At 44.5% G+C, this 14,079-nt stretch carries 10 protein-coding genes; 8 read left to right on the forward strand and 2 right to left on the reverse strand.

Annotation, left to right across the window (positions count from 1 at the left end; translation table 11 throughout):
* The first annotated feature begins 58 nt into the window (after window positions 1-58).
* From JJQ94_RS10615 to JJQ94_RS10635, 5 genes are read left to right on the forward strand one after another with little or no spacing between them, the layout of a single operon-like run.
* The gene (locus tag JJQ94_RS10615) at window positions 59-1,315 is read left to right on the forward strand and encodes an efflux RND transporter periplasmic adaptor subunit (protein ID WP_099031088.1); all 1,257 of its coding nucleotides are present in this window, start codon (window positions 59-61) and stop codon (window positions 1,313-1,315) included.
* 11 nt (window positions 1,316-1,326) lie between these two features.
* Complete coding sequence (locus tag JJQ94_RS10620) at window positions 1,327-2,049, forward strand: ABC transporter ATP-binding protein (protein ID WP_099031089.1); 723 nt, start codon at window positions 1,327-1,329, stop codon at window positions 2,047-2,049.
* Entirely contained in the window at window positions 2,049-4,475 is a 2,427-nt protein-coding gene (locus JJQ94_RS10625; RefSeq protein WP_099031090.1) for an ABC transporter permease, read from the forward strand. Before JJQ94_RS10620 ends, JJQ94_RS10625 begins: the two co-directional genes overlap by 1 nt.
* Before the next feature lie 40 nt (window positions 4,476-4,515).
* On the forward strand, window positions 4,516-5,850 hold the full coding sequence (locus tag JJQ94_RS10630) for a sigma-54-dependent transcriptional regulator (protein WP_099031091.1): 1,335 nt from the start codon (window positions 4,516-4,518) through the stop codon (window positions 5,848-5,850).
* On the forward strand, window positions 5,843-7,114 hold the full coding sequence (locus JJQ94_RS10635; protein WP_099031092.1) for a sensor histidine kinase: 1,272 nt from the start codon (window positions 5,843-5,845) through the stop codon (window positions 7,112-7,114). Before JJQ94_RS10630 ends, JJQ94_RS10635 begins: the two co-directional genes overlap by 8 nt.
* A gap of 43 nt (window positions 7,115-7,157) precedes the next feature.
* On the opposite strand, the gene JJQ94_RS10640 is transcribed toward JJQ94_RS10635, so the two are convergent.
* Window positions 7,158-8,612: a hypothetical protein gene (locus JJQ94_RS10640; RefSeq protein ID WP_099031093.1), complete on the reverse strand. Its 1,455-nt coding sequence runs from the start codon at window positions 8,610-8,612 to the stop codon at window positions 7,158-7,160.
* A gap of 237 nt (window positions 8,613-8,849) precedes the next feature.
* On the opposite strand from JJQ94_RS10640, the gene JJQ94_RS10645 reads away from it, so the two are divergent.
* Window positions 8,850-10,223 (forward strand): MATE family efflux transporter, encoded by a 1,374-nt coding sequence (locus tag JJQ94_RS10645; RefSeq protein WP_099031094.1) that lies wholly within the window; start codon window positions 8,850-8,852, stop codon window positions 10,221-10,223.
* Entirely contained in the window at window positions 10,207-11,172 is a 966-nt protein-coding gene (locus tag JJQ94_RS10650; protein WP_099031095.1) for an AraC family transcriptional regulator, read from the forward strand. Before JJQ94_RS10645 ends, JJQ94_RS10650 begins: the two co-directional genes overlap by 17 nt.
* Before the next feature lie 222 nt (window positions 11,173-11,394).
* Here the strand turns inward: JJQ94_RS10650 and JJQ94_RS10655 are convergent, their stop codons facing one another.
* Window positions 11,395-11,847, reverse strand: a complete 453-nt coding sequence (locus JJQ94_RS10655) for a HugZ family pyridoxamine 5'-phosphate oxidase (protein WP_099031096.1) — start codon at window positions 11,845-11,847, stop codon at window positions 11,395-11,397.
* A gap of 198 nt (window positions 11,848-12,045) precedes the next feature.
* Between JJQ94_RS10655 and JJQ94_RS10660 the strand changes: the two genes are divergently transcribed.
* The gene (locus JJQ94_RS10660) at window positions 12,046-14,070 is read left to right on the forward strand and encodes a methyl-accepting chemotaxis protein (RefSeq protein WP_099031097.1); all 2,025 of its coding nucleotides are present in this window, start codon (window positions 12,046-12,048) and stop codon (window positions 14,068-14,070) included.
* Window positions 14,071-14,079: the final 9 nt, after the last annotated feature.

Genomic DNA, 14,079 nt, shown 5'->3' on the forward strand with positions numbered 1-14,079 from the left:
AGGTTAAATTTGGCCTGAATATCGTATTACCGTATAAAAATAATAACATGGTAATTCGATGGATATTCACACAAGCCTTGCTAAAACGGCTAAAAAGCCATTTCGTCGGTGGTGGCTGTCAACAACCCTTATTTTGCTCGCTGCAATGGGCGTATGGATTGTGCCTCACGACCAGCAAATAGATGCTGAAAAGCTTAAATTTGCCACCGTTCAATCCGGATCGATACAATTTAGTGTTAAAGGCTATGGCCGGTTACGCTCAAAGATCAGTAGAGAGATCACGACCGCATTTGCAGCGCAAGTTGAAACCGTACTGCATCTTCCAGGCAGCAGGGTAGAGCCAGACACCGTTATTTTACAGTTAACCAATCCTGAGTTAACTCAGCAACTCCACCGAGAAAGACTAGTACTCGCTAGGCAAAAAGCTAATGTTGAAGCGTTAAGGCTAAGCCAAGAAAGTGAGCGACTAGTATTGAAAGGACAAAATACCCTACTCAGCAGTGAGCTTGAAAATGCCAAATTGCGAGAGCAGGCTGAGCGCCAATTAGTTACTCAAGGCATAGTTTCAAGCTTAGATCATCAGCGCTCAATCTTAACTGTTGCTCAGTTAAGCGAGCGAGTAAAGCTCGCTCAGCAGCAACTTAGCCAAACCAGTGCATTACACAAGCAAAGAATTGAGATTGAGCTAGAACTATTAAAAGAATATGAGCTGAGCTATCAGGTCGCGCTTCAGGCGGTGGAGCAATTACAAGTCACTGCGGGGATCAGCGGCATGTTGCAGCAAGTACATGCCAGTCAAGGTCAAGCAATTACACGCGGGCAGGCGCTAGCTGTGGTGGGCAGTGAGCGGACTTTGGTAGCCGACTTACTGGTGCCAGAGCGAGAAGCAAGCGAGATTATCTTAGGTCAACGAGCGGTAGTAGACACCTTTGTTGGTAAGGTTGAGGCTAAGGTCAGCCGCATTGTGCCCATCGTACAAGACGGGCGTATTGCGATAGAGCTGGCATTACTTGGGGAGCTGCCAAGCAATGCTCGCCCACTTTTGACTGTTGAAGGGCAAATTTTTACAGCAAAAAAGACCGTCGCACTTTCACTTATTAAGCCACCGCGTGCAACTCCACAATCTCAGAGTCAATTATTTGTTTTAGATAAACAAAACAACATGCTTATCAAAAAAAGTTTCAAGTTTGGTAAACTAGCCGGCAATGCCATAGAAGTACTCGAAGGCGGTGTATCCGGTGAGCGAGTGGTGGTGTCAGAAATGTCTGACTACCAGCACCTAGAAAAAATAACAATTAAATCACTCAATCGGTAAAGGAAGAACAAATGGACAAGACAATTTTGGCATTACATCAAGTGAGCAAAGTGTTCTTTGGCGAGGATGTTGAAACTCACGCAATTAGTAACATTAACCTTGAAATTAAACAGGGCGATTACGTTGCGATAACCGGCCCGTCAGGATCGGGAAAATCCACTCTATTGAGCATTCTTGGACTATTAGATGAAATCACTTCAGGCAGCTATCGCATCCAAGATATAGAAACCAGTACGCTAGACGCAGACACGCAAGCAGAGCTGCGTAATTTGCATATCGGTTTTGTCTTTCAGTCATTTAATCTACTGGATGGGTTAACGGTATTTGATAATGTGGTTTTACCGCTTCAGTATCGAGAGCCTGCGCTTGCGACTGACGAAATTGAGCGCCGTGTGATGGGGGCACTTAAGCAAGTTGAAATGTCCCACCGAGCAAAACATAAACCAAACCAACTATCTGGTGGCCAGCAGCAGCGAGTGGCTATTGCGCGTGCGCTTGCAGGCGAGCCAAGTATCTTACTAGTCGATGAACCAACAGGAAACCTCGACTCTAAAAATGGTGATGCGGTAATGGCCTTGCTGGGGGAGTTGAATAGGCAAGGCACAACCATTTGCATGGTGACGCACGATATTCGCTATGCAGGTTATGCCAAGCGGCAAATTCAGCTTTTAGATGGTGTACAGGTTTCATCAAGCGTTGCAAAACGCGATATTTGTACTGCGGAGGTGGTGTAATGGGGTTTTTACAACTTCGGCGTCAACTAGGGCTGGCAATCAAAAGTTTGCTTCAGGTGCCGAATTTTTGTATCACGTTAGTACTGACGTTGGCACTCGCGTTAAGCTGCTTTTTTGTCGCATTGAGTCTGTTTAGTGGCTTTTTTATTAAGCCGCTTGAGATTGAAAATGAATCACGATTTGTGGTGGTAGAACAAAAAAACGTATACCAAGACAGAGCGTCTGAAGGGCTGCAAAGCTTTCAAAACATGCTGAACTGGTATCAGGCCCCCTCCATGTATGAAAAACGAGCTTTGATCAGTAGCTTTTCCGATGTGGTTGAAAATCTAGCTGGCAAACCAAAGCTTACGCTGACTTTTGCAAGTTCGGATTATTTTAGTATGGTGAAAATGCCGCTAGCACTGGGGCGATACCTAACGCCGACGAAAAGCATTAGCCAGAAAAATCCAGAGGTCATTATTTCCTATAAACTTTGGCAACAATACTTCAATGGTGATGACAGTGTGCTTGGCGAGAGTCTGCGGATTGTTGGCAGACTGTACACCATCGTCGGTGTTGCTGCACGTACGCATGTTGATCCTTACTTTTTAAGTGAAGGAAATGGGGCACTGTGGCTTAGTTTCTCTGAAGATGAGCGATTTTTTGGTGATCAGCGCGGCGAGTATCATCCTTGGAGTAGCAGACTAAACAACTTGAAGTTACTGGCGATATTACCAGCCAATAGTGGTCAGGATATCCTCGCAGAGCAGCTATATCAAAATGTTCAACTGCACCAAAGCGAATGGAAATCGGCTGACGAAGCGTTACTTGATATTGAACCTATAGTACGTTCGTACCGAGAGGTAGAGCTGGCGGGACATGACAAGCTTGCCATTATCGTGTTGTTGAGTGTGTCATGCTTGGTACTCATCGCAATTTTTAATGTAAGTAATTTGTTTATCTCTCGAGCTCACACCATCCAGCAGCAACTGGCCTTACAAGCTATGCTCGGTGCAAAGCGTAAGCTGTTGTTTCGTGGAATCTTACTAGAAGCGCTGTTATTGGTGTCAAGCGCTGTGCTGGTGGGGTTATTTATCGCCGCGTGGGAGCTGAGGTTAGTTAAATCGCTCACCAGTGGTTATTTGCCGCTGATTGACACTTTAACCTTAGATACCACAGTGCTGCTCAGTGCTATCCTAACCGTACTGTTATTAGCTTTATTGTTTGCGTTTGTAACCTCACGCATGATTGATTTTAGCCAACTTAAACAAAGCATGCAGTCGTCTGGTAAAGGCAGCGTAAAAGCGGTACGCATAGCGACGACAAAAACACTGGTTGCGGTACAGCTGTTTTTTACCACAGTGCTGGTGCTTGGGGCGACCTTAGTGCTATGTAAAAGCGCCGATACCTTGCTTAGACCGCTCGGAACAAAGTTGGACAATATGTATAGCGTGATGTTACATATTCCCGCAGATCCCACTCCATTTCCCGCGCGTTACGCCAATATTGAAGGGTTCAAACTCGCGCTAACTAACATTCCGGGCGTGTTAGGCGTCGCCCATGGAGAAAGTCCATTACAAAGCGATGTCTCTGTGGTTGCTATGCAGGATATGGCGGGTGAATGGACACCGAGCATGGTTAGAGGTAACGTTGGGCCGGATTATTTTGCATTAACAGGGCTTGAGCTCGTTGCCGGACGCACTTTTAGCGAAGCTGCAATTCGAGGCGAAAAGGAAGAGGCTATTGTCTCTTTGGCTGCGGCACAGGCGTTAAAGCCGGGCGGTGATGTGATTGGTGCAACGTATTTTATTTTTAACCCAGATGTACCTGCTGAAATAGTCGGTATCTCAAAAAACTTCAATCACCCTAAACGTCACCATGAGCTTCAAGGTAAAACGGTTTGGCTACCCGCGCTGCCTTTGGGTTATCCATTTATGATAGAAATGGAACCGGGAGCATCACTTACTCGCGCTCAGATCCAAAATGCCATCAGCACCGTGAATGGTCAGGCGGGAATATGGCGTTTTTCAAACTTAAAAAAGACATATCAGAGCATTACCTATTTGGAGCGCCTGACTTTACTGCTAAGCTTTGCGCTTTGTGGTTTTTGTTTGTTGTTATCTGGGGTGGGCATTTACGGCGTGCTTAACTACAGCTTTCAACAAAGACGCTACGAGTTTGGAATGCGAATGGCACTTGGTGCCAAAAGACACCGTTTATATCGGTTGTTATTGTCAGATACCATCGCGCCCATGCTCGTGGCGATGTTGGCTGCCATTATGGTCGTTGCGGGATTTTATATGAGTATTTCGTCAGATTGGTTGTTGGCAAAATCCAGCTGGCTACTTGTGGTGATTGTTACCATGTTGGCTTTTGCGTTAGCCACGGCGATTTACCCAATGAAACAGTTAATAAATTCGACACCAATGCGTGCATTAAAACATTAAAGTTTGGGCGTAAGCCCAAATAAAATATAAGTAGGAAGTGATGACGCCAGTTTTAATCATCGACGACAACCCTGACGTGCGAATGTCAGCCACCATAGTGCTACAAAGTCATGGTTTTATGAGTCTTGAAGCCGCACACCCAGATGAAGCCAAAGCTATGTTATCAGAGCAGCCCGTTGCGCTTATTTTGCTTGATATGAACTTCAATAGAGATACAACCTCAGGAAAAGAAGGGCTGCAATTTCTTAGTTGGTTGAGACAAACGCAAATAAGTGTGCCTGTGGTTGTAATTACCGCGTGGGCCAAGGTTGAACTTGCGGTCCAAGCAATGCAGTTGGGCGCATGTGACCTCATTGAAAAACCTTGGCAAAACCAGCGACTGCTGAACACCGTTAGACGCTACACCAAAAGTGCTGAAGCGCTATCGTCAGCACATGAACTACACGCAGGCAATAACGCGACCTCTCAGTTATTTCAGCAAGCTCAGCGCGTTGCAAAAACCAATGCCAACGTGCTTATTTTGGGAGAAAATGGCTGCGGAAAAAGTCAGTTGGCTAAATATATTCATGATAATAGCGGTCGCTCTGAGCACGCTTTTGTGAGCGTGAATATGGCCGCTATTCCAACGGAATTATTTGAAAGTGAGTTATTTGGTCATCGCAAAGGTGCATTCACCGATGCAAAGGCAAACCGCACTGGGCGGTTTGAAATGGCTGAAAATGGCACTTTGTTTTTAGATGAAATCGGCAGCTTGCCGCTGCCACTTCAGGGCAAGCTATTACGCGTGCTTGAAACGGGTGAATATGAAGTCGTGGGAGATTCTGAGACGCGCCGCAGTAACGCGCGGATCGTTTCTGCTACTAATACGGATTTGTCAGAAGCGATTAACGCCGGGCAGTTTCGTCAGGACTTATTCTATCGCTTAAATACGGTGGTGCTAAAGGTACCGCCACTCAGAGCGAGATTAGCAGAGCTCCCAAGCTTAGCAGCCCATTTTTTAGCAAAACACACCCAGCGCCATGGTAATGATACCGGACGGGAACGCACGCTAACTACTGCGGCGCTAAACAAATTATTGAGTTACAGCTGGCCTGGCAATATTCGTGAGCTATCTCATGTCATTGAACGAGCAGTGATCTTAGGACTTCAGCCTGAGATAACTGCGGATGATATTGAGCTTGAGGAAGGTGTACCAGAGCAAGAGATCCCACTTTTGAGCCTTGAAGAAGCCGAAAAACGCATGATTGCAAGAGCGATCCGCCATTTCGGTGGCAATGTAGTGGCCGCTGGAGAGTTTTTGGGCTTGAGTAAATCTGCAATTTATCGACGCCTAGAAAAGCATGATATTAGCCCAAAGGCAGAGCTTGATGGCTAAGCTGGCATCACTTGAGCACAAGTTACTGGTGGGCTTTGCGATACCTATAATTACACTTGCTATGCTCGCGCTTGGGATGATCTGCTATTTTGAGCTTACGCTGTTAAGTGCAATCACTTTGTTGCTCGGTGTGATGATCCCCTCTGTATTCGCACTGAGTTATGGCTATCAAGTAGTAATGCAGGTACTTGAAAATCTGGCTGTTCAGTTGGACGGTGTGACCAACGAAGAGTTTGGTGTATGGCAGTTAGCACAATACCGTAAGGGCCGGGTTGAATTGCTCAAGGCCGAACTTAAGGAAGCTGCCAAGCGATTACAGCAAAAGCGTCAAGAATATGGCCAGAATGAAGCTTTTGTATTTAATTTTATTAGTGAGCTCACCCTGCCAATTGTGGTACTTGATGCGCATCATCATGTGTATTTTGCCAATCAGGCCATGAATACAGTGTATCCAGAGCAGGTGTTACATGGTGCACATGCTAAAACACTGGAGCTTAAGTATGTGGATGAACAATGGCAGCATACGCAGCACATCTCTCGATTTAGCATTGCGGCTCATAAACTATATCGGGGGCAGCGAGCCTATCAATTATTGGTGTTTTTCTCGGTGGAGCAAGCGCTGCGAGATAATGAAAAGCAGGTATGGCAAAAGCTACTATCGGTGCTTAACCATGAAGTGCGAAACGCCTTAACTCCGGTCTACTCAATGGCGCAATCCCTACAACAAGATGGCAATATCATTTCACCTGAGATGCAGCAAACTATGCTCGGGGTAATAGAAAACCGTGCCGCACATTTACAGCAATTTGTTGCAAACTACGCACAAGTAGCGCAGCTTCCACCCGTTGATATGCAAAACATTGAGGTAGAGTTGCTGGTATCGCGCTGGCAAGCTTTATTTCCCAGTGTTGAGATAAAGGCGCTTAATAAAGGCTTGGTTTATTGTGATGAAGCTCAGCTAACGCAGGCTATGATCAACCTTGTCAATAATGCTGAGCAAGCAAATCAATCTGCGGGGAATGATGGCGTAACACTAACCATAGATAGACCAAAAAATTGGCGCTTTACCCTAGAAGATAACGGCGCTGGTATCGCCAATCCAGATAACCTTTTTGTACCTTTTTATTCCACTAAACCAAAGGGCTCGGGTATCGGCTTGGTGTTGAGCCGGGAGCTTATTCGTAATCAGCAAGGGGAATTGCATTTAGCGAATTTGCCGCACAGTAAAGGGGCTCAAGCTGTGGTTACTTTGCTTTCACGTTAATAATAAGTGGTGATAACTTGGCCGTTATCACCACTTGGCAGGTCTAATTGTTGAGTGTTTTTTTAATGAACAAACCCGCCATAGAGATATCGGTAGAATGTGTCATGGGCGCATTCTCAAGTCCCACAGCGCTTAACACGCCATTTTGAATGGTTAAATCTTGGAAACTGGCGGAGCGTGCTGTGCTAGTGGTTTCAACAGCAATATCGGCTAGGTTTTCAAGGTTGATTTGCCCAATAAACGCCTTGCTATGTTCAACCCAGCTATTTGTGTCCACTTGTACACCACCAGTATGGCCGTACACAAATAATGTGCCGTTGCTGATCTTTACTCCACGTAGCACATCTTCTTTATCTAAGTCATACCAATAACGCTCGGCAGCCCTTTCACCATGGTAAACTTTTACTAAGCCAATATCCCATTCGCTTGAATATCTTGTTTTACCCGTTTTGCTGCGGCGTGCCGATACACCAACCAATACATTGTCTTGATGTACTTGAACATCCTCAACTAACGATGAGTCAGTATCACTGATAAATTGTTCATTGAGTTGTTCACCGTCTAAATTAAAGGTTTTTACAATCATGTGCATCGCACTTTGATCCGTGTTATCGGGTATCGCATGGTTGGTCGAAAACTTATGATTGTAGGCAGGAATTGCATCAGTACTAATATTTTGCACTGTGTATAAAAATCCGTTCTCAGAGAGCGCCATTTCAATTGCTTCAGAAGCACGCGAACTGTTAGCCCAGTAACGAATATCAATCAGCTTTTGCCACTTAAGTTGGAGGTTTACGTCGTATTTCGCAATCTTTTGACCTCCGTTGTTATAACTGACGTACAAGTTGTTGTCATGGCAGGAGAATTTTACATTGTTAAAGCGCCACCATGTAATGCTAGTTTGCGTGTATGGAATTTCACTCAATGGATTGTCTGTCGGAATAATAGTGAATGGCTTTTTAAGCCAAGCACTCTTATCAGCTGGTATATCATATTTAACGTCCATTGATAACGCCTTCATTTCAGCACTTTGTAGCAAAGTACCAGAGCCATCGTAGCGTTCAAGTTGTACACTGAACTGATCAGTATCTTCACGTTTAAATCGACCTATGACGTATTCTCCTGAGCCAAAAACACAGGCATCAACAAATCCTTCTTGCGTTTGTTCATATTGATAAGTTTGACCGTCTAGGTTCGTGATCGCATAAAAACCTTCTTTATTACCTAGTTCTTCAACACTTGATGTTTCTCCGAGCACTAATAGTTTGTCGTCTTTTAAGTTGAAGACGCGCTCCAAAGTCGTGGTGTAACCCAAGTCGCTCGAGTAAACATGATTGTTTTGGTCCAGTGCCGTGATATTGAGTTTGTTTTCTGTGGGAGAGGGTGGTGGCGTGACCGTTTTGGGTGGTGGTGCTTGGTCTTGTGAGTCAGTTGAAGAGCCACCGCAACCAGTTAGTAGGGTAATAGTTGCAACTGCAATAGTTAATCCTAAACGCATAGTAAAATCCTTTCAAAAGTGAATCAAAGAAGTAGAGATTACAAAATATACTAACTTAGGAACAAAATAGAGTTGTAAAAGAATGTTATCGTAGCGGGATTTTTTGTTATGGCAGTTTTTGTGAGTCAATTTCATCAACTTCGCAATATTTGAATATTTATCTTTCTCTGTACTTTGTAACCTCTCCATATAAGTAGTTTTACCTTGCCATGTTATGGCAACTGAGGATGAGTTTACATGAAAGATAAAAATCAATTGGGACTCGAGCAGCTCGCCGAGATGCCCATATTAGCGCTGTTTATTCGAACCTGTATTCCCATTTGTATCGGTTTACTCGTTGTGGGTTTATATGCCTTGGTCGACGGCTGGTTTATTAGTCGCTATGTATCAGAGATGGCATTTGGTGCCGTGGCCATGGTCTACCCGCTGCAAGTGTTAATGATAGCGCTAACCGCTATGGTATCTGCAGGCATGGCGGCCACAATGACAAGGTTAATCGGAGCAAAGCAAGTGGATAAAGCCACGGAGGTAATCGGTCATGGACTGATAATTGGCGGTATAGTTAGCGTGGTATTCTTAGTACTTGGTTGGCTTTATCCACTTGAACTTTTATCACTTTTGCAAGTGGAAGCGGTTTTTGTAAAGGATGCGCTTAGCTACATACAGCCGTTATATCTTTGTGCCATTACCGGAGTTTTATTACCTATTGTGGCTGATATGTTTCGTGGTCAGGGTAAACCGCAGTTGATGATGTTGTTGTTATTAGTCTCCGCTGTGCTCAATATACTGCTTGATTACCTATTTATCGAGCAATTTGGTTTGGGGGTTGCAGGTGCGGCATATGCGACAATTGCAGCTCAATTGGGGGCTTTGGTTATGGCGCTTCAGCTCAAAAGAAAGCGTACTGACTTGCTTGCGGTTAAGGTGTGCTGGAAACCTCGAGCTTGGCTACCGATCCTCGCAATCGGTATGCCTATCTTGATCACGCAATTTTGCCTTGGCGTGCAAACTGCGGTGGTTAACTGGCAGCTGTTGTCTTTTGCAAACGAAAATTGGGTAGTGGCCCACGGCATGCTAGGACGTATTATTAATTTCGCAATTCTACCCGCGATTGCAATGTTGATCGCATTTCAAACTATTGTCGGCTATAACTTAGCGGCAGGACATAGTGGACGAGTAAAAGCGTGTACGCGCGTTGCTTTTTTGGGTATGACAGGATTTGCGCTGTTATTGACGTTAGGATTGATGGGACTGCCAAGACTATGGTTGAGCTTATTTACCGAAGCGAGTGAATTTCTCGAAATAGGAGAACGCGTTTTTCGCTCAGCACTTTGGGGAATGCCGCTGTTTGGCGTGGTAATTTTAGCGTCTGGATTTTATCAAGCGAAAGGTGATGCCAAACGCGCTTGTTTTTACAGTGCCTTGAAGGTGGTGTTTATCCTAGTACCATTAATTGTTATTGCGCCACACTATTTTGGCTTAAATGGTGTATTTATGGCACTTGTGGGGGCAGATTTTATAGCGGCAGGATTAACACTTATACTGTGTTGGCGGCACTATCAACAGGCTAAGAGCCAATCGGGAGAGATACAGCTTGCATCAATCAACTGAGCAAAAGTTAAGCGCTGAAGAGATATATTTAGGGCGGTTACAACCTGTCATTGAGTGGGTGCATAGCAATCCAGAGTCGCCGCTTTCGTTACAGCAAGCGGCGAGCCTGAGCCATTTTTCTAAGTTTCATTTCCAGCGCATTTTTGCAGCTGTGATTGGTGAGTCTTTGAGTCAGTACACTAATCGCGTGAGGTTGGAGCGCGCGGCCAATATGCTGTTGCTAGCCGAAGAGTACAGTGTGACAGATATTGCGCTACAGTTTGGTTTTTCTGGTAGCGCAAACTTTTCGCGAGCGTTTAAAGAGCACTTTGGCGTGACTCCTTCAAGTGTGCGAAAAACAGAACAACTACGTAAGCTGGTGGCAAAAAATAAAATTGATCCGGCTCTTAACATGACACAACTTACCCGAATACACGCATTAAGAGCTGAGCGACACAGTGTTATTCAACCGGTTAAACTACACTCCATTTCACAATTACCGTTATGTACATTACGCGCGTCACAAGGCTACCAATTGCAGGGGATTAGCGCCTGTTGGCAGCAGCTTGCAGCGTGGGCTAGTGCACATGGACTGGATTATAGCCAAGTACAAAAGTTTGGTTTTGGTCATGATAATCCCGTTTTTACGCCACTAGATAAAGCCCGTTACGATGGCGCAATTGTGATTAACGATGAGTTAAAATCTGCGGTGACTCGGCCATATCAACTCAATGTGCTCAGCGCGGGAATATACGCAATTTTTGACTACCGTGGAGCAATTAAAGACTTGTTGAGTTTCCAATTAGATATTTTCGCAAAGTGGCTGCCACAAAGCGGATACGAGCCAGAAGATGCGCCCTTAATAGAACATTATCCTGAAGTAATTTCACAAGAAAATGAAGGATCGCCAAGTGAAAAGGTGATTGCGCTGGAAATTTGGTTAAAGGTCAAACCGCTAAAATTCAAATAAAATTAAATTGTTAAAATACTTTATTGGTGTTTTTTTAAACTTCACAATTCGCCCACAAACTTTAAGCATGATCAACCGTACACCAAGCGGGAGATTAAAAAAGTGGTTGAACTAGAGTTAATTCGAGTTGATAAATACAGTGAGCAGACTTTTACACATTTGCTAGAAGCGAGTCATTATCAAAAGCAAGTGTGAACACGCTTTTGCAGTTTAGTACCAGCTTTAGTACCATTCCTGTTTTTCTAGCCAAAATGCACGGCCAAAACCGCCTACATATCGAACCCTAGCCACTTCAATTCGCCATAGGTGAAAATCACCTAGCATGGCATACTGCTGAGCTTTTTCGTGCTTCATTACGAATTGTGCAATCAGGCTCTCGCTATCTGCTCTTGGCAGTTTGTGTGCATGCCCAAGAATAGTAACTCGCGTATTTTCAACATCTTCAACCGCGCCATCACCAAGCACCATAAACGAAAGTGCTGGGTGCTTGGCTAAATTCTTGGTGTGCTGGGCGATATCACTAATAAAGAAGTAAAAGTGATTATCTTCAAGAAAAATATACTGAGCGACAGAAGAAAAAGGAAAACCCTTTTGGTTGTTAGAGAGGGTAGATAAAAAAGCGCTCTTATGGCTTTGACATAAGGCCTTTGCTTCGTTGATTGCGGTTTCTCTCATCTTGTTGTGCTCTTAAATAATAAAATTCTTACCCGCTATGATCGCCAAAACTAAAAATAAAATCAAAAACTAAGTAAGCAAAACCGCAAATTTGAAGCTACCTTTTTAAAAGGTATGTTGGTAATTTCTAGAGTATTTACTTGGTTTTTTATCTCGTTTGTAACATAGTTTGTTTACTCAAAATAGAGCAATGACATTATGCTAAGTAAACTAACAATAAAACAAAAAATTACTTTAGGCTTTAGTGCATTAGGCGTGCTGCTATTACTTGCGTGCGTGTTAGCCTATCTAGCATTGGCGCAAATAAAGTCAGCCAATCAAAATATGGGGCAAGTCACTTTGCCGATTCAGCGCAGTGCTGACTCCTTGCAGCTTGAGCAGCTTAAGCTCAGCAAATTGATTTCCCAAGCTTATACCCTTGAAAGCGAGCAAGATATCAATCGGGCTCGACAGCAATTTACCACACAGCAGCAACTGTATGTTGAGCGCCAGCGGCACTTAACGTCATTGACGCAAGCGATGCCTGAATTTGTCACACCATTAAAGCAAACTCTGGCGTTGGGCGAACAGCTCAGTCGTGCTGCAGAACAAATGTTGCAGGCAAAAGCTAATGTTGTACAAGCGCAGCAACGGATCCAATCGCAATATCAAGCGCTTAAACAGGATAAAGAACAGGCCAGCAATGCCATGCTGGATCTCGAGTTAATCGAGACAGACAAAACACGGCAGTTGGAAGAAATGGTCGGGACCGGCGTTCGTATTGACGATATGTTGTTTACCTTGGAAAACAACAGTCAACGGATCAGTGGGTTAACGCTAGAGCAAGTAGAACAACATCAGCAAGACATGCTGTTTTTGTTAGATAATATTGAAAACAACTTAGCGTTTTTGAAGCGCCAAGCCTACGGTATGGATGCAGATGACTTGTTAAACCAGTTTAGTGAGAGCATGACTAAGCTCAGAGAAAAGCTGGGTGAGCCAGGTCATCTTTATGTTGCGGTACAAGATAAACTGAGTCAGCAGCGGCAAGCCGCGATGTTATACAAGCAGTCAGAGCAGCATGCGTTTGCCATTTTAACCGAGCTTGAGAAAATGCAGCAAAGTGCCAATGCGGCGTTTAATCGTTCTCAAAATAATGCTGAAACCCTTATCGAGCGAGCGCAAAATACCGCCATTTTATTGGTGGTCGTCTTTATTGCATTAGGCGCATTTATCTCGGTTTCAACCAGTCGGGCAATGCTTGGGCCGTTGGCTGCGGTGAATAAAATGCTGAAATACCTTGCTGCTGGAGATTTTTCGAAGCAAATGAGCAAGCGCAGTGATGATGAATTTGGTCAGTTAATTGATAATATCAATCAGGTTAAAGACAACCTCCGTGCTTTGCTTGAGTCAATCAATAACCAAGTTCATGAGTTAGAAGGACTATCTGAATCATCATTAAGTGAAAGCAAACATATAGCTAATAATGCGACCGAGCAGATGCGCCGCATGGGTAATGCCAATCGCTTAGCGCAAAGTATTTCAGCAAGTGCTTTAGCGGTCTCTGAGCGCTCGTCAGATAGCCTCGCGAGTATTCATACCGCTAACCAGCATAAAACCGAAGTCAGCAAATATACGCAAGACAACAAACAACATATTCTATCGCTCAGCACGCGCATGAGTGAAGCGGTAGAAAGTATGACCAAGTTGACCACGCATAGCGAGAACATCGGCAGCATCTTAGACACCATTGTTTCTATTGCTGAGCAAACAAATCTATTGGCTTTAAACGCAGCAATTGAGGCGGCTCGCGCAGGTGAGCAGGGGAGAGGGTTTGCCGTAGTCGCCGATGAGGTTAGAACTTTAGCGTCTAGGACTCAAGAGTCGACCAATGAAATTAACCAAATGATCGCAGCACTGAGACAAGATACATATACCGCCTCTGAGGCCATTAATTCCGGCCAGCGCGATGTGGCTTCGTGTGTTAAACAAAGTGAGGCACTTGCCAGTGCCATGGATGAAATTGCCAACGCACTTGCGCAGGTCACGCAGTTGAGTGAAGAAGTAAGCCAAGCGGCAGATCACCAAGCGACGGATTGTCAGCAAATTGAGCAGGTGATGCTAGATGCACAAAGTACCGCAAATGATAATGCTCAGGCGATGCAAAGCTTGGCGAAAGGCAGCGAGTCACTCAGTAGTTTCTCGCATCGTCTAGCAACACTGGTTGAGCGCTTTAAATTATAAAAATGTAAA

The sequence above is a fragment of the Pseudoalteromonas sp. GCY genome (assembly GCF_016695175.1).
Taxonomy (GTDB): Bacteria; Pseudomonadota; Gammaproteobacteria; order Enterobacterales; family Alteromonadaceae; genus Pseudoalteromonas.